This window comes from Streptomyces sp. NPDC107559, assembly GCF_055657365.1.
The window spans coordinates 419,827-437,251 of sequence record NZ_JBVKBD010000001.1 but is presented as its reverse complement, the minus strand read 5'-3'; the positions used below and the strand labels follow the sequence as shown (position 1 = coordinate 437,251).

General features: G+C 69.3%; 11 protein-coding genes and 1 tRNA gene. 3 read left to right on the top strand and 9 right to left on the bottom strand.

What is annotated here, in order from left to right; genetic code table 11:
- Position 1 precedes the first annotated feature (1 nt).
- Positions 2–1,666: an energy-dependent translational throttle protein EttA gene (gene ettA, locus ACZ7OY_RS01805; RefSeq protein WP_351603910.1), complete on the bottom strand. Its 1,665-nt coding sequence runs from the start codon at positions 1,664–1,666 to the stop codon at positions 2–4.
- Positions 1,667–2,002: 336 nt separating this feature from the next.
- On the bottom strand, positions 2,003–2,470 hold the full coding sequence (locus ACZ7OY_RS01800; protein WP_471909558.1) for a hypothetical protein: 468 nt from the start codon (positions 2,468–2,470) through the stop codon (positions 2,003–2,005).
- 871 nt (positions 2,471–3,341) lie between these two features.
- Between ACZ7OY_RS01800 and ACZ7OY_RS01795 the strand changes: the two genes are divergently transcribed.
- Positions 3,342–3,773, top strand: coding sequence for a hypothetical protein (locus ACZ7OY_RS01795; protein WP_471909557.1), 432 nt, complete (start codon positions 3,342–3,344; stop codon positions 3,771–3,773).
- Here the strand turns inward: ACZ7OY_RS01795 and ACZ7OY_RS01790 are convergent.
- From ACZ7OY_RS01790 to ACZ7OY_RS01775, 4 genes are all read right to left on the bottom strand, one after another.
- A complete protein-coding gene (locus tag ACZ7OY_RS01790; RefSeq protein ID WP_471909556.1) occupies positions 3,742–5,154 on the bottom strand; it encodes a Cys-Gln thioester bond-forming surface protein in 1,413 nt (470 codons plus the stop codon). The genes ACZ7OY_RS01795 and ACZ7OY_RS01790 overlap by 32 nt on opposite strands.
- Positions 5,155–5,425: 271 nt before the next feature.
- Complete coding sequence (locus ACZ7OY_RS01785; RefSeq protein WP_471909555.1) at positions 5,426–5,899, bottom strand: single-stranded DNA-binding protein; 474 nt, start codon at positions 5,897–5,899, stop codon at positions 5,426–5,428.
- Between the two features lie 325 nt (positions 5,900–6,224).
- On the bottom strand, positions 6,225–8,222 hold the full coding sequence (locus ACZ7OY_RS01780; RefSeq protein WP_471909554.1) for a YfjP family GTPase: 1,998 nt from the start codon (positions 8,220–8,222) through the stop codon (positions 6,225–6,227).
- Positions 8,223–8,594: 372 nt separating this feature from the next.
- On the bottom strand, positions 8,595–10,202 hold the full coding sequence (locus tag ACZ7OY_RS01775) for a dynamin family protein (RefSeq protein ID WP_471909553.1): 1,608 nt from the start codon (positions 10,200–10,202) through the stop codon (positions 8,595–8,597).
- Positions 10,203–10,524: 322 nt separating this feature from the next.
- Here ACZ7OY_RS01775 and ACZ7OY_RS01770 point away from each other — a divergent pair.
- Positions 10,525–10,600: transfer RNA gene (locus ACZ7OY_RS01770), tRNA-Arg, on the top strand.
- Between the two features lie 378 nt (positions 10,601–10,978).
- Here ACZ7OY_RS01770 and ACZ7OY_RS01765 read toward each other — a convergent pair.
- The 3 genes from ACZ7OY_RS01765 to ACZ7OY_RS01755 form a co-directional block, all read right to left on the bottom strand.
- Complete coding sequence (locus tag ACZ7OY_RS01765) at positions 10,979–13,021, bottom strand: TerD family protein (protein WP_471909552.1); 2,043 nt, start codon at positions 13,019–13,021, stop codon at positions 10,979–10,981.
- Between the two features lie 255 nt (positions 13,022–13,276).
- Entirely contained in the window at positions 13,277–13,747 is a 471-nt protein-coding gene (locus ACZ7OY_RS01760; protein WP_471909551.1) for an HDIG domain-containing metalloprotein, read from the bottom strand.
- Positions 13,748–14,357: 610 nt separating this feature from the next.
- Positions 14,358–14,723, bottom strand: a complete 366-nt coding sequence (locus ACZ7OY_RS01755; RefSeq protein WP_471909550.1) for a hypothetical protein — start codon at positions 14,721–14,723, stop codon at positions 14,358–14,360.
- 275 nt (positions 14,724–14,998) lie between these two features.
- Between ACZ7OY_RS01755 and ACZ7OY_RS01750 the strand changes: the two genes are divergently transcribed.
- Positions 14,999–16,588 (top strand): ISL3 family transposase, encoded by a 1,590-nt coding sequence (locus tag ACZ7OY_RS01750; protein WP_471909549.1) that lies wholly within the window; start codon positions 14,999–15,001, stop codon positions 16,586–16,588.
- Positions 16,589–17,425 lie beyond the last annotated feature (837 nt).

The window sequence follows — 17,425 nt, the reverse complement described above, 5'->3', positions numbered from 1 at the left end:
ATCAGCCCCGGGTCAGCTTCTTGTAGGTGGCACGGTGCGGACGGGCGGCGTCCGCACCGAGGCGCTCGATCTTGTTCTTCTCGTACGACTCGAAGTTGCCCTCGAACCAGAACCACTTGGATTCACCCTCGTAGGCGAGGATGTGGGTGGCGACCCGGTCCAGGAACCAGCGGTCGTGGGAGACGACCACGGCGCAGCCGGGGAACTCCAGCAGCGCGTTCTCCAGGCTGGAGAGCGTCTCGACGTCGAGGTCGTTGGTCGGCTCGTCGAGGAGCAGCAGGTTGCCGCCCTGCTTGAGGGTGAGCGCGAGGTTGAGGCGGTTGCGCTCACCGCCGGACAGGACGCCGGCCGGCTTCTGCTGGTCCGGGCCCTTGAAGCCGAAGGCGGAGACGTAGGCCCGCGAGGGCATCTCGACCTGGCCGACGTTGATGTAGTCGAGCTCGTCCGAGACAACGGCCCACAGGGTCTTCTTGGGGTCGATGTTCTCGCGGCTCTGGTCGACGTAGGAGATCTTGACGGTCTCGCCGATCTTGATCGAGCCGGAGTCCGGCTCCTCCAGGCCCTGGATCATCTTGAAGAGCGTGGTCTTGCCGGCGCCGTTCGGGCCGATGACACCGACGATGCCGTTGCGCGGCAGGGTGAAGCTCAGGTCGTCGATGAGGACCTTCTCGCCGAAGGCCTTGTTGAGGTTGTTGACCTCGACGACCACACTGCCCAGACGCGGGCCCGGCGGGATCTGGATCTCCTCGAAGTCCAGCTTCCGCATCTTGTCGGCCTCGGCCGCCATCTCCTCGTAGCGGGCCAGACGGGCCTTGGACTTGGCCTGGCGCCCCTTGGCGTTGGAGCGCACCCACTCGAGCTCTTCCTTGAGGCGCTTCTGCCGCTTGGCGTCCTTCGCCCCCTCGACCTTGAGACGGGTCGCCTTGGTCTCCAGGTACGTGGAGTAGTTGCCCTCGTACGGGAAGGCGCGGCCTCGGTCGAGTTCGAGGATCCACTCGGCGACGTTGTCCAGGAAGTACCGGTCGTGGGTGATGGCCACGACGGTGCCCGCGTACTTGGCGAGGTGCTGCTCCAGCCAGTTCACGGACTCGGCGTCCAGGTGGTTGGTGGGCTCGTCGAGAAGCAGCAGGTCGGGCGCCTCGAGCAGCAGCTTGCACAGCGCGACGCGGCGCTTCTCACCACCGGAGAGGTTGTTGACCGGCCAGTCGCCGGGCGGGCAGCCCAGGGCGTCCATGGCCTGCTCCAGCTGGGCGTCGAGGTCCCAGGCGTTGGCGTGGTCCAGGTCCTCCTGGAGCTTGCCCATCTCCTCCAGCAGCGCGTCCGAGTAGTCGGTCGCCATCTGCTCGGCGATCTCGTTGAACCGGTCGAGCTTGCCCTTGATCTCGGCGACGCCCTCCTGGACGTTGGCCAGGACCGTCTTCTCCTCGTTCAGCTTGGGCTCCTGCATCAGGATGCCGACGCTGTAGCCGGGCGAGAGGAACGCGTCACCGTTCGACGGCTGCTCGAGGCCCGCCATGATCTTCAGGACGGTCGACTTACCGGCTCCGTTCGGGCCGACCACGCCGATCTTCGCTCCGGGCAGGAAGCTCAGCGTCACGTCGTCAAGGATGACCTTGTCGCCGTGTGCCTTGCGCGTCTTGCGCATGGTGTAGATGTACTCAGCCAAGAGAAACCGTCCGGCGTTGAAATCTGGCAATGGGCAGAGGGCAGATACACCCCATCTTGCCTGACGGCTACCCCTGGGGGGAAACGCGTTCCGCCGAGGGGCTGTGACCTGGGGTTCTGCTGCCGGTCTCCGTAGCTCGCTCGTCACTGCCGGTCGCCATCGGTCGGCCTCGGCGCCCCTCGGACGGCCCAGCCCTGGCGCACTCGAGCGACGGCGGCACCTTCGACACGCCCCGCCTGAACCTCAGCCGACGAAAGTCAGCCACGACGGCGGGCGCGTCGACCGACGACGAGCGTCACCCCCGGGTGAGCGGGGGCTCGCCGATCGAGTCGAGGGTCACATGGCTTGTGTTCCCGCCACGACGGCCACGGCCCAGTGGATGTCGGACCCGTCAACCTGCATGGAGAGGATCTGCGGCTTTCCGCGATCGGTGTAGACGCGGCCGACAGTCACCGGGGTGCCGCATTCGACCTTGCTGGGATCCTCATCGTGAGAGCCGTAGTGGATACTCACGGTCCCCTTGCCGGTGCACAGAGCGTGAATGCTGTAGACGCCTTCGGTCGGCGTGAAGGCCGGCAGGTCTTCGCTATGACTTCCCTGGGTGACGGGAACCAGGAAGCTGGGCTTCTGCGGGAGAGCGAGAGAGTCCTGGGGGTTCTTCGGGGAAGCGGGACCCGAGGGCGCCTTGGTTGCTGCGGATGCGGCTGCGGGGGTGGCGGGCTGAGTACTGCCTTCGGCCTGAGCAGAGCATGCCGACAGGAGCAGAAGAAGCAGAAGGACCGGCACGGGCGCGACTGGACGCATACGGTTTCTCCTTGGCTACAGACGTTCACGCCTCAGCCGGTTGGACCGATCGAGGCGCGCGAGCGTGAAATACCTGCTAGCTCGTCAGGTGCCTGCTACTTGATGACCCAGCCCTCTCGGTAAGGTGCCCGGACCGTAGCGTAAGTCTCGGCAGTGGCCGTGCAGTTGCTGTAGCCACGTACCGTCTTCGCCGCTGACAGCGCCTGCGGCGGAATCATCGGTAACGCTGCCCGGCTCGACAGCCGCGCCATCGGCGACCGCGGCCGGCGCAACAACACCGCTTTCCGGCTCCGTGCCATCGGCGAAGGCCGGTGCCGCAGTTGCCAGCATGAGCAGACCGGCAAGACCGGCAATGGCGCTGGACCTTCTCTTCATGGCTCCCCCAAGTTTGTGCGTCACCCCCGGGCGGCGAGTGACGTTGATCCGAAGTTCCGCATACACAGGACGAGAAGGCGCGCAAATTGAGCAAGATCAGAGGCAATCTGAGGCCAGTTGGTGGGCTGAACTGGGCGAACGGCTGATGCGTGGCTCTGGAGGCTCGGCTGATTTCACCGAGGGTCCCCGCTGTTCCGCGCTCGATCTATCGGATGGGTGGGCCGTCGGGTTGGGCATCGCGGACCAGTCACGGCGTCGACGGCATCGAGGGACACACTCGCATTCTGCCCAAGCGCGGTACAGACACGGGGAGCGCGACCGAAAGGACCAGCGGCCTCCATACTCTAGATCCTGGTCATCTTCGCGCTCCGCTCTGATGACCTGGTGCTTCTTCGACCACCACGGCGACCCGGCCGGCACTCTCCGTCCGCGTACTCGGGCGGAGATGAGTATGCGCACTCTGTGCCGTGACGCGGCGGGCCGGGAGGCTCGGGGCATGAACCGACACCTGACGGACCCCGTTTCCCGACTCCTGCCAGTACTCGCGTCGGCCGGGGCGGCCCTGGCGCTGTGGGCCGCCTGGCTGGGCTGGGACCAGCATCGCGACGTGCGGCCCGACGGCACGTCGACCGGCCCCTACGAGCCGTGGCAGGTGATCGGGTTGGTGCTGACCCTGCTGGCCCCGGTGTGCTGGGCGGCGTACCGGGGGCATCGCACGAGTGCCGTGGTCGGCACCACGACCGGCCTGGGCGTCGCCGCGTTCTACGACTGGTCGGGCGACGGCGACGGTCTCTTCGTGATCGGCGTGGGGCTGGTCGTGCTGGGGAGCCTTGCCGTGACCGCCGTCGTCTCCTCGGTGGTCTGCGCCGTGGCCGCCCGGGATCGAGGTGCCTCTGTCAGCCCTGGGTCGGGTTCTGCTTCCTGCTGACGAGGATCAGCGCCGCGCCGCCGATGACGACCAGGCCGATGGCCACACCGACGATCAGCGGGGTCGCGCCGGAGCCGCCGGTCTCGGCGAGGTTCGGGCCGGTGGAGGTGCCGCCGACCGTGGCCGGGCTGGGCTCGCTGAGCGTCTGCACGGCGTTCCCGCCGACGCCGCCCTGGGTCTTGCAGTCGAGCACGCCGGTGAACCGCTTCTGGAAGCCGGCCTGGCCGTCGATCGTGAAGCCGTAGGCCTGATCCTCCTGGAGGGGGATCGTCACCGTCCGCGACACCCCCGCCGGAATGCTGTGCTCGGTGCCCATCAGCTCGAAGGTGAAGACCTCGTCGCCCCTGTTGGCCACGGTGACGTCCACTCCGCCCTTGGCGCAGTTCTTCACCGCCGACAGGGCGGGTATCGGGCCCAGCGCCGCCCAGGCCGCGCTCGCCGTCGCCGAGACCGTCGACTCGCTGGAGCCGGCCAGGATCTGCGTCTGGCTCCTGGACTCGGAGGTGAAGGCCCGGCCGACCGGGACGGTGGTCGAGGCCTGCACGGTCAGGTCGGCCGACCCGTCCGCGGCGCCCTCGGGCACGTCGAAGAACAGCTGGCTGCCGTCCTGCGCGGACGTGACGGCCTTGCCGTCCTTGCCGACGATCCGCACCCCGTCGACGGCCGGGTCCGCGGACGGGGTCACCGTCACGCTGTCCGCGTCGGTGTGCACCGTCACCGGGCCGAGCAGGCCCCCGGGGTGACCGGAGACCGCGGGCGGGTCGAGGCTCAGCGACGCCTCGGGCTCGGCGGCGGTACGGGCGGCCTTCTGGAGGTAGTCGGCGAGCTTCTCGGCCTGCGGGTCGATGGCGTCCACGTCGGCGGCGTCCGAGTAGCGCCAGATGGCCACCTGGGTACCGGCCGCCGCGTCCTGCTCGGTGAGGCCGGAGCCGGTGCCCGCCGCCTCGGCGAGCGCGGCCAGGTCGTTGACCTGCGGGTAGGAGTTCTGGAGGATCCAGCTGATCTTGCCGGCGTTCTTGTTGGCGGCCAGCGACGTACCGCTCCAGGGCGTCTCGTGGTAGCTGGCGTCCCGCTGGGTGGGGTTGTGGAGGTCGACGCAGTACGTCTGAAGGGTGCCGCCGCCCTCGACGGACATCTCGAACAGCCCCGCCGACACCTGCTGGTCCCCGCTGTCGCCGTGGACCACCGCGCCGCCGTACGTCTTCAGACCGCCCATGGTGGCGATCGCCCCGCCCTGGCTCTGCACCGTCTCGGCGGCGACCGCCGGAGCGGCGACGGCCACCGCACCTGCGGTGACCAGACCGGACACGAGCACCGCGGCGGCAGACCGGACCACCCCTCGCCGACGACGTGGAGACGGCGCGGAGAGCGAAGAAAGCACAGAATTCCCCTTCGAGCAGGACCCGTTGACGTGGGGGTACGGTCCCACCAGCAGAATCAGCAGCCTTGACAGCTATGCCCGGCATCCTAAGGAAGAGCCACTCCGCCTTTCGCTCGTCATATCGTCAGACAACCGATCCGACTCGGAATCGTTATCGCCGGGATCACCCCGGAGCAGGGCTTATCGACAAATCAACCGGGCTGTTCGGGGCAAGTCCCGGTGGAATTCACCGATAAGCCGCAGTTCGGCCGAGTCGGGGCATCGGCTGACATCACGTCACCGCGGCCGGCTCCGCGGGCCGGTGCACCGCCTCCGGGCCGCCGCCCTCGGCCGGGTTCTCCCAGGCGGGCTCGGGCCTGTCCGGCGGACCGGCCGTGCCCGCCTCCGGCCGGCCCGTACGCCGGAACGCGCAGGTGCCCCGGGCCAGATCATGGCCGATGGCCACCGCGTCGATGTCCGCCGACGTCCGGCTCTGCCCGTCGCGCACCTCGGTCCGCACCTTCAACCTGCCCTGCACGATCACGGGTTCGCCCACCGACAGGGACGCCGCCGCGTTCGTGGCGAGCTGGCGATTGGCCCACACCGTGAAGAAGTTGGTGTGCCCGTCGGTCCAGGCGCTCTTCTCGCGGTCCCAGTAACGCGAGGTCACCGCGAGCCGGAACCGCGCGGACGGCCCCGAGGCCAGCTCCCGGTACACCGGCTGCGTGGCCACGTTGCCCACCGTGCACACGATCGTCTCGTTCATCGCGAACCCCTCCCTCACCCGGGCACCCGGCCCGGTCCGGCACGCGTACGGGCCCGTCCCGTACGGCTGCGTCCGCCGCGTCGGTCACGCTCACGCGCGTACCGCCGCCGCCACGGCGACCGCGTCCGTCGCGACCGCCGTGGCACCAGACTGCCTCCGCCGGGACGAGCCCGCCGAGCCCTGTGGGTCACCCCCCGCCTGTGGAGAACTCCCTCACCCGCAGGGGTGATCCGATCCGCGCCCCTGCGGGCCCGGAACCGACCTCACCGCACCCCTGCGGGCCCGGCGCCGACGTCACCGCACTCCTGCGGGCCCGGCACCGACCTCACCGCACCCCGACGCCCGCGCCCACGACCCGGCCGTACTGCTCCCGGACCTCCCGGTAGCGCAGCAGTTCCGCGGCCACCGGATCCAGGACCCGGGCCCGCCCGCAGCCCGCGGCGGCCTCCCGCAACCGCCGCTCCGCCTCCAGTCCGTACCGTTTCGCCGGTCCGCGCGCCGCCATCCGGCAGCTCCACTCGATCAGCGGACCGCCCACGATGCCGGCCAGCATCAACAGCACGGGCACCCCCAGATTCGGCGCCATGACCCCGGCGATCTGCCCCACCAGCCACAGCCCGCCCACGATCTGAAGCAGCGTCATGGCCGCCTGGGCCAGCACGGCCAACGGCCACCAGCCCGGCCGCGGCGGCCGCCCGGGAGGCAGTCCGGCCCGTGCCGCCAGCTCGTCCAGCGCCTCGGACAGCCCCTGGGACCCCCGCACGGCGGCCTCGCGCACCGCCTGCGCCCACGGCGTCGGCAGCCCGGCCGACGCCCGCTCGGACACCCCCCGCACCGCCTGTTCCACCCGCTGCCTGGCCGTGGCCTCCTCGTCGGCCTGGGCCCGCTGCCCGAGGCGGCCCGTGGGGACCTGCGCCCCCCGGCCCTGGAACCAGCGCCACAGCCGCAGCCAGGGCGTCCCGCAGGCACGGTTGGCGTTGCGCAGCCAGGCGCGTTCGGCCGCCTCGCCCGCCGCCGCGGCACCCACCGCGTCCGCCAGCCGGGCGGTGAACTCGTCCCGCGCCTCCTCGCTGAGCCCGCTGCGCCGCCCGGTCGCGTACACCGGCCGCAGCCCGACCGCGGCGGCGTCGACGTCGGCCGAGATCCGGCGGGCCGCCGCCCCGCGCTCGGCCACGAACTGGCCCAGCGCCTCCCGCAGTTCACCGACCCCGTCGCCGGTCAGCGCGGAGAGGGCGAGCACGGTCGCGCCCGGTTCGTCGTACTCGCCGAGCGCGATCCCGTCCTCGTCCAGCAGCCGCCGCAGATCGTCGAGGACCAGGTCGGCCGCCTCCTCGGGCAGCCGGTCGATCTGGTTGAGGACGACGAACATGACCTCCGCGTGCCCCGCCATGGGCCGCAGATAGCGCTCGTGCAGGACGGCGTCGGCGTACTTCTCGGGATCGACGACCCAGATGACCGCGTCGACGAGCGCCAGCACCCGGTCCACCTGCTCCCGGTGCTGCACGGCCGCCGAGTCGTGGTCGGGCAGGTCGACCAGGACCAGCCCGCCCAGCAGCGCCTCGGCCTCCGCGCTCTGCAACGGGCGCCGCCGCAGCCGTCCCGGGATGCCGAGCCGGTCGATGAGGCCGGACGCGCCGTCGCTCCAGCTGCACACGATGGGGGCGGCGGTGGTCGGCCGCCGCACGCCCGTCTCCGAGATGGTCACCCCGGCGAGCACATTGAACAGCTGCGACTTTCCGCTGCCGGTGGCACCCGCGATGGCTACGACCGTGTGCTGCCCGGAGAGCCTGCGCCGCGCCGCCGACTCGTCCAGCACCCGGCCCGCCTCGGCGAGCGTCCTGTTGTCGAGCCGGGCCCGGGAGAGCCCCACCAGCTCCCGCAGCGCGTCGAGACGCGAGCGCAGCGGGCCGTCGTAGGCGAGCGGTGCGGGGATCTGCGCCGACTGCGCCCGGCTCTCGACGGCGGCAGCGGCTGCGGGGGCCGTCGCGGCGGCGGCCTCCTCGGTCACCCGGCGCGCGATCAGCCCGTCGTCCCAGGCGCCGGAGGAGTCACCACGGTCCGCGCGTTCGGCGAGCTCGGTGTGCTCGGCGCGCCCCTCGCCGTCCACACGGTCGCCCCGGCCCGCAGGACCCGCATGCCCCGTACGGTCCTGGCGGTCCTGGCGGTCCTGACCGTCCAGGCGGTCCTCGGGACGCTCGGGGCCTCCAGGGTCCGAGGGTTCCTGGTGGTCTCCGTGGTCCGCAGCGCCCCCATGACCGGCAGGCACCACATGATCCACGTGATCCGCATGATCGACGTGAATCACGTCGCTCAGGTGATCCATACGATTGAAGCGGCCCGCGCGACCCGTGCGACCTGCACTGTCCGCGTGATCCATGTGATCGATGTGATCCATGTGATCTGCGTGATCCGCCTCGCCCCCGCGCCCTACGCGCCCATCGCGCCCCACGCGCTCCCTGAGCCTCATACGCTCCTCGCGCTCCTCGCGCCTCACGCGCTCCTCGAACCGCTCGTCGCCGACGGCATCGGACATCTGACGCACTCCCTCCGGCTGCCCTTTCCGGACGCCCGTCGCGATGCCCCGACCGGCCTCCTCCCGTTCCCGTGCGGGCGGCCCCGGCGGCCGCACGGGGTCCGTCCCCCCGCCATGATCGGCATGTTCCGTGTGGTCCTGGTCGGCGACGGCGGTCACTGGTCACCTCTCCTTCTGCAGTACGGACAGTGCGGCAATGAGTTCGGCCTGGGGTTCCACGTGGATGTCGAGCCCGTCGAGGGGTGCGAGGCGCCGCTCGCGTTCGGCCTGGAGCACCCGGTCCACGTACGTGGTGAGCAGCCGCCCGCCCCGGTCGCGCAGCCGCAGGGCGCCGTGCGCGCCGATCCGCTCCGCGAGCCGCTCGCCCGCGTTGCGCGCCCTGCGGCCGCCCAGCAGGACGGTGGCGACCAGCGCGGAGACCGCCTCCGGCTCGACGGCGGCACCGCGGTCGAGCCCGCGCAGCTCGTCCTCGGCGCACTCCTCGAGCTCGCGCCGCCAGCGTCGTACGGCCACCCCGATCCGGTGCTCGGCGCCCTCCGGCGTCGGGTCGTGCCCCGTCAGCCCGGGGGCGCCCGCCGCGGGCTCGCGCCGCCAGGCCTCGTCGATGCGTTCGTCGGCGGCGGTGACGGCGCACAGCAGGAGTGAGCCGAGACTCTCGACGAGGGCGTCGAAGAGTTCACCCGCCGTGCAGTCGAGCGGGAAGGCCCGCCATCGCTTCAGGGCGCCGCCGGCGAGTACGGCGCCGCTCTGAAGCCGTCCCCGTACGCGCGTGTGCTCGCTGTCGTACGCCCCGTCGACGGCGGCGGTGAGCCGCAGAGCCGCCGCGTGCTGGGCCGCGGCGGCGCCGGCGAGCTCGGGCATCCGTGACTTGAGGGAGTCCAGGACGCCGTGCGCCGTGCGGGCCACGACGTCCTGCCGGGCGACGGGATCCTGGGCGTGCTGGACCAGCCAGGTCCGCAGGGAGGCCACCGCGGTGGCCGGGAGCAGGCCTCCGCCCCAGGCCGACTCGGGCAGCTCGGGCACGGTGAAGCGCGGTACATGGCCCAGCCCGGCCTTGGTGAGCAGGGCACCGTACTGCCGCGACACCTCCGACACCACCTGGTGCGGGACCCGGTCGAGCACGGTCACCAGGGTGGCGCGGTACTCCTTTGCGGTACGCAACAGATGCCACGGCACGGCGTCGGCGTAGCGGGCGGCCGTCGTGACCATGACCCAGATGTCGGCCGCGCAGATGAGCTCGGCGGCCAGGACCCGGCTCTCCGCCACCAGGGAGTCGATGTCGGGTGCGTCGAGGAGCGCGAGGCCGCGCGGCAGGGTCTCGGCGGTCTCGATGCGCAGGATGCGCTTGCCGTCCTCCCCGGGCATGAGCAGTTCCTCGCCGGGGTCCTGGTGGGGCACCCACACGCGCGTGAGGTCGGGCAGGACACGCATGCCGCTGAACCAGTGATGGTCCTCCGGGTGGCACACCAGTACGGGAGTCCGTGTCGTCGGCCGCAGCACCCCCGCCTCACTGACCCGGCGCCCCACGAGCGAGTTGACGAGCGTCGACTTCCCGGCGCCGGTGGAACCCCCGACGACGGCCAGCAAGGGTGCATGGGGCTCCCTCAACCGGGGCACCAAGTAGTCGTCGAGCTGGGCGAGCAGTTCGTCGCGATTGGCACGCGCGCGCGGGGCCCCTGTCAGGGGCAGCGGAAAGCGTGCGGCGGCGACACGGTCGCGCAGGGCGGAAAGTGCGTCGAGCAGCTGAGGCCGTACGTCCAAGGTCACCACATGCGAAGAATGCCCAATTTCGGGGGATTTCTGAAGCATATAGACATGCCTGCGCGCCGACTGAACACAAGGGACGGAAGGTACGACTGGGACAAGGGCACAGCCCAGCCATAACGAGTGCACAACACCCGTAGCGCGAGACCCCAAAAGCGATGCACGATTCGTACCTGCCTGCGATTATCAGGACCGCTTCACCGAACCTCCACATCGAGCCACGGAGGCGAAGCAACAGGGAGAAGGATCCGGGAGCCCTATCCTTGTCCCCGGCATCGTCGCGGATCAGCCCGCACCCGGGCACCACGCAACGAGGCCACCACACCAGGCCCCCGTAGCTCAGTGGATAGAGCAGGCGCCTTCTAAGCGCTTGGCCGCAGGTTCGAGTCCTGCCGGGGGCGCCAGTCTCCGCCCTCCCCTTGGGGAGGGCTTTTTGCTGGTCAGAGCCAGTCTCATGCGACACGACGAAGCCCCGGGCACTCCCCCGACGATCAAGGGGAAGTTCCGGGGCCGTCCGGCTGTCACCGGGTTTTCGCGGGTGGCCCTGTCGAATACGTGTCGAAGTTCTCGGCTGGCGGCCTCAGTCCGTGCTGCTCCGCTCGGGGAGATCTCCCGCGGCTTCCAGGCGCCGCTTCAGGTCAGGCAGCTGCCTCTCGACGCACCGGGCGTAGGCCGCCGGGAACACCAGAACGTTGTTCCCGGCCAGTACGTCGCCCTTGCGCGCAGCGCACCATGCCCGGCGGATGACCGAACGCCCGAGTCGGCAAGGTGATCGCGGAACCTCAGCCTGTTGTCGCCCCTTCCTTCGAAGGTGCGCGGCGAGGTGTCGCACCGTCCAGATGGACCGCCACGCTGGTGTAGAACCGGTGCACCGCGTCGTCGACGCTCCGGATGAAGCCCGATTCCGCGTTTCCGCGGCTGCTCCCCATGCCCTTGAGGAGGGACAGCCGGAAGCCGACGATCTGGGCGGCAGCCTCCTTGGGCAGCATGTCGGCCGGCTCGGGGCGGAGGCGTTCGAGCGTTCCCCGCGGCCCGGCCGTTTCCCCCTCGACGAGAGTTTCGACGTGAAGATCCGCGGGCGCTTCGGCCAGGCGCCGGACGAGTCGCTTCGCCCACGACAAGGGGTAGCCCTGCTCGGGAGCCGGGATCTCGATGGAGGTGCGGAGCTTGCCCGTACGCAGGTCCGCGCTGATCGCCAGGACGCCGGGCGTTCCCTCGATGCGCAGCTCCGATTGAAGTCGCCCGTCGAGACAGAACTGATCCGCGAGACGGGCGCGGAGTGCTTTCGGATCCGTTCCTCGCCTGGCGCGCTGGACCGGCAGTACTTTCTGCCCCAGTTCACCACCCAGCCGCAAGCAGACCTGCCGGACGAGACGCTCCCAGCTCTCGACGACCTCCAGCGCGCGCGGGTCTCCCTGGCACAGGGTTTCGTCGTCGATTCCGTTGCGTACCGGCACCCAGGCCGGTCCCATGTTCTGGAAACCGTGACAGCCGGAGTTCTCGTGCTGCAAGTAATGCAGCAGCTCCTGGAGGAGCCAGGCGTGCGCCGCGTTGCCGACACCCTCGTGCCTGATCAGCATCTGTGCTTGATGGGCGACCTCGGCCCATGACAGGTGCCAGAGGGCTACCTTGTGTTTGCGCCTTCCGTCGATCTTGACCTCGACGAGCGGGCTGCCCTCCAACGCGACGTCGTTCGACAGGGTGATCACGGCCTCGTAGCCGCGGCGCGCGGCGATGTCCATGTACGCCTGTACCTGGTCGCTCTTGAGGGCGCTGCCGTTGGTCTTCGTTTCGACGAGTGCAGTCCACAGCTTGCCGGCGCGTTCGACCCGGATCACTCCATCGGGACGTCGCGGGGTGTCACCGTGCGGAAGGGTGACCTCGGTGAAAGTCTCCATGCGACCGGCCGGTGCCCCGAACGCGGCGGTGAGTCTCCTGCCGAATTCGGGCACCTGAGCCATAACAGCCAGCAGCACCGAGGTTGCACGCGTTTCACGCTCACGGTCACTCTTGAGCGCCGACGCGGGGAAGAGTCTTGCGTCCTTCCACGACTCGTTCTCCGCCAGCGTCTTCTTGGCCGCCTTGGGCAGGGTGACTTTCTTCTTGGCCGTACGAGGTCGCGCGGCAGGCTTCCTCGGCTGGTCCTCGCCTTCAGGGCGACGAGGGGAGGGAACCATCCCCAGCGCCTCTTGTTGCTTCGGTTCGTCGGCCGACGGCATTGCCGCCGTGTCCATCTGAGCGTCGTCAGCGGCCCCGTCCGGCGTCTCCTCGGCCGTCGCATCGTCGTCGACATCGACCCCGAAGTCCGCTGCCAGGCCGGCAAGGCCTGCGTCGTAGCCCTGACCGACCGCACGGAACTTCCACTCTTCCGCACGCCTGTACAGCTCACCGAAGATGATCGCGCTCACCGAATCGGCGTCGTCGATGGCGAATCGGAGGAGTTCTTCACCTCCGCCGTCCGCCAACGCCAGCTTCACGCCTTCCAGTTCTCCGAAGCGAGCACCCTCGTAACGGCTGGCGGCCAGGACGATGCGGTCGACCTCGGAGGGCACTGCGGTCAGATCGAAGCTGATCCGGTCCTCGTTGCCGTCAGCCGTCGGCGTTTTACCCAGGAGCTGCACGCTTCCGTCTGCGGCTACCGGGTTGTTGTAGAAGTAGAAGTCGGCATCGCTGCGGACCTTGCCGTTCGCGTTCAGCAACAGGACGGACACGTCGGCGTCCCCTTCGCCGGTCACGCTCCCCCAGCCCAGACTGACGATCACCGAATCGACGTTCTCGCTCAAAGCCGCAAGAGATACGTTCGACCCCTTGACCATTTCACGCATAAAACCCCCACAATGGCGCAACTCCGGTGTGACCGCCCCGCCGCCCCGGTTGCCTCATGTTTGGTGTTATGGGGTGATCGGTGCGCAGGTGACTGTAGTACCTGCAAGGCGCATGTGCAGGAGTCGTGCGGAACCTGCGCAGGATTCGCGGAAAGATCCGTAGGGTACCCATCCTGATCGGGCCCGGCAATGGCGAAGGCCCCTGGCTAGCGCAGGGGCCTGAAGGGGCGCGACCAGTCGCGCTCACGGCACCACTCAGGGGGAGTCGGGAGCGGCCCGCCGGTGAATGTGTGGTGAGGGGACGCGGGTTCGAGTCCTGCCGGGGGCGCCAGTCTTCGCCCTCCCTTTCAGGGCATCCAGGACCGGTGAGTCTTCCCGCTCGTAGACGGCCAGCTCTGCCGAGAGTCCCCGCTGCTCTGCTTCGTACACCGCTCCTGAGTGGTGAGCGACCAGTCGTACGAGGCGTGCTGGCGCACCCAGCGTTTCCAGATGACGTGCGCCATCGATGGGGTGGAAGCCGGTGTCACGCAGCTCGGGGGCGTAGCCGATGTCGTGCAGCCACGCGGCGGCGACGAGAAGATCCCGGTCAGCCTCAGACACAGCCGCAGCGACCTCCTGCGCCCGAGCGGCCACGGCCTGGGTGTGCAGCCAGCGGTTCCCGAGCGGAGGAAGCAGGGACTCGGCGAGGTCTGCCGCCCCTTGGGGTGTGTCCAGTGCAGAAGGCATGGACGGAACGGTAGCCGAGGCAGGTACGGAGCCGACAGGCCACGATCGAGCGGTTCGTGATCGCGGCGCGGTAGAACTTTCCCTACATCATCAAGGCACCCACCGCGCACGGCGCGGTGCGCGCGGCCCGTCGCCCGGGCCTGCGCTCCTGTCTGACGCCCCGCTCCAGCCCGGGCGCCGTCCGCACGCCTGACAGCTTGGGTTGATGGGCAGCCAAAGCAGGCCTTCAAGCACGGCAACCGTCACATGGCACGCGTAGCCACGAGCGCTGCCGACCACGGCCAGGACGGGCGGCCAAAAGACAGCCAGCGGCGAGGGAGCGGTGGCCTCTTGCACACGGCCGGCCGACTGCGGGGCCTGAGGAGGGCGCGGCGCCGTACCCCCGCCGTCACGGATGACGGGAGCGTGAGGCGACCGCACTACCGGGAATGGGCGGGTGGGGAGCGGCTGCTGCCGCGATGCGGCGGAGGCCGGTATGGTCGCTCCGCGTCGGTACAGGTATCACCGTGGCTGATGAGCGTGTCGTCTAGACATCAGGACCTGCGCCACACGGCGTGCGAGTCGACGGCAGACAGGATGGGAGCTGGACACGTGACAGCTCACGGCCACATCACCGGGGGATCCCCTGTCCCGCCTCGGTGAGTACCAAGGTCAAGCATCCCAACCACTCGCCAGCCTGCGGGTACTCCCAGTTCTCGGCGTCTGCCAGAAGGGCTGGAAGATCCTGCTTCGGGATGGGAGGCCCGGGTTGAAACCCTGCTCCCCCATCGGGTGCAGTCCAGGGAATCACCCGGCACACCTCGATCCACCCTCTGTCGACAAGCGGCATGAGGATCGGAATGAGATCCGCGGCAGGCCCGGACCTCAGCGGCTCATCCAGGTCACCCCAGACACCCGGAAGGATGTCGATCTCGGTCGCATTGATCATGAAGGCGCGTTCTTCGGAGGACAGCTCGTCTGTTGCGGGATAGCTCACCCAGAGAGTTTCGCAGGCTAGAACACTCCCGGGCCACGGTGTGTGGGTCGACGGCAGACAGGTTGGGAGCTGGGGTGAGTGGTGGGTTAGAGGCTCCACCGACCGCGCGGTACCGTGCGCCCAGGAGGGGGCTGCATGACCACAAAGGCTGCTACTGGATCAACCGGCCGACAGCTAAAGCGGTGGCGGTGTCGGCGACGCGTGAAATCGTGGTTCTGGATCACTTTCCGTGCCAGAGCCACAGAGCGTCACCGGAACCGCAATCATGAACGATCGTGGCTGACGACCTCCTCCAAAACCTCTGGCTCCACCGAACCGCCGATGTCGCGGTCAACGCCCTGACCGTTCGCGCAGACCGCATCACCGTCCACGCCGCCACGACCGGCGGTCAGGCAGGCTGTCCGTCGTGCGGAACTGTCTCGACCCGGGTGCACAGCAGCTACGTGCGGCGGTTGGACGACAGTGCGTCGGGCGGGCGTCGAGTGGTGGTCGAGTTACGGGTCCGTCGGTTCCGCTGCCGTGAACAAGCGTGTCCCCGGGCCACGTTCGTTGAGCAGGCAGCCGGGTTGACCTTCCGTCACGGACGGCGGAGTCAGGGCCTGCAGGCCGCGCTCCAGCAGCTCGCCCTGGCCTTGGCTGGCCGGGCCGGCTCCCGCCTGGCGAAGACCTTCTCGGTCCCGGTGAGCCGTTCCACGCTCCTGCGACTGATACGTGTCTTGCCCGACCCGGTCCCCGCGGCGCCGCGCGTGCTGGGCATCGACGAGTTCGCCCTGCGCAAGGGACACGTCTACGCCACTGTCCTGGTCGACATCGAGACCCGCCGCCCCATCGACCTGCTTCCCGACCGCACGGTCGAGAGCGTCCGGTCCTGGCTGGCCGACCACCCGGGAGTGGAGGTCGTCTGCCGCGACCGCTCAGCCTCCTACGCCGAAGCCGCAAGGCTCGGCGCCCCGGACGCGATCCACGTCGCCGACCGCTTCCACCTGTGGCAGAACCTCGCCGATGCAGTGGAGAAGACCGTGCTCCAGCACCGGGCCCTGCTGCCTGAACCAACTCCTGCATCCAGTCCTGACACGGCTGTTGTCCTGCCGCCCGTCACGGCCGAGCCCCGTCGGACCGGACGTTTGTCCGACCGGGTCCGTGAACAGCACGCCGCCGTCCACACCCTCATGGAGGACGGGTTCAGCCTGCGCGTCATCGCCCGCCGACTGGGCCTGGCCCGCGGCACCGTCCGCCGACTGGCCGGCGTGAAGGATCCCGACGAACTGCTGGTCGGCCGCTGGACGGGACGCTCCAGCATCCTCGACCCCTACAAGCCCTACCTCGACCAGCGGTTCAGCGAAGGCCATACCATCGCCCGGCGCCTGTTCGAGGAGATCCGGCAGCGCGGATTCCCCGGTCAGGAGCAGATCGTGCGCGTCTACGTCCGCCGGCTGCGGGAGGCCTTCCCGCGTCAGGACCCGCCCCGCCGAAAGCCCTCGGTCAGGGACGTGACCAGCTGGATCACCCGCCATCCCGACCGTCTCCCCATCGACGCGGGCCGGCAGCTCAAGGAGATCCTGGCCCACGTTCCGGTCCTCGCCACCACGGCCAAGCACGTCAGGGCCTTCGCCGAGCTGATGAACGACCGCCGCGGCCAAGAGCTCAAGGACTGGATCACGCGAGTCCAGCAGGACCAGGTCCCAGCTCTTCGGAGCTTTGCCACCGGACTCCTGCAGGACCTCGACGCGGTCGTCGCCGGCCTCACCTTGCGCTACAGCTCCGGCGCGGTCGAGGGCCACAACAACAAAATCAAGATGCTCAAGCGCCAGATGTTCGGCCGCGCAAACTTCGACCTCCTGCGCAAGCGCGTCCTCCACGCGTGAGGTCGCCGGTCGTGGCGGCGTGGACGGTGATGCGGTCTGCGCGAACGGTCAGGGCGTTGACCGCGACATCGGCGGTTCGGTGGAGCCAGAGGTTTTGGAGGAGGTCGTCAGCCACGATCGTTCATGATTGCGGTTCCGGTGACGCTCTGTGGCTCTGGCACGGAAAGTGATCCAGAACCACTTTTCAGCCGTCGCCGACAGGCGGTGGGGGTGGTTGGTGTTCATCGCCAGTCAGGCCTACTTGGGACGAAGAGCTTGGGGTAAAGCCGCAGACGGCAACCCCCTCATGTTGAGCACTCTCGCCCTCGTGATCCTTTTGTTGTGTTGTGCTGTCTGGTACAGGGTTCGGCTGGCCAGACGCGCACGCCAGACCGAGCCTGCTCGTCAAGGACAGCTCGATTCCTGACACCAACAAGTACGAACGGCGCCGGTCAAGGCCGCACTTCCGCGACCAGCCGGCCGAAGCACAGCGCGGGTTGACCCAGGTCGACAACTCCAGTGATCGACCTGATAAAGATGAGGCCAGACCTCAAAACTCGTCTCTACCGCAGGCGCCGTCCTTGATCCAGGGGCGGCGCCCCGTCAGCTTGACTCGCCCGTTGAGACTCCGCCGCCCCCATCCCCACAGGACCGACCGATCGAGCAGACCTGCAAAATGGGTGCGGCCTGGAAGGGGAACGCAATGAGTGCGTGGAGCAGGGCGGTATACGACCTCGGGTTCGGGATGGCCCTGATGTTGGTGGCGCTCAATGCGGGCAACGCCGCTGAGCGGCTTCACCGCGGTGTGGCAAATCATCCAAGGGTCAGCGCCGTCCTCACGCCCGCGGTGCTGAGGGC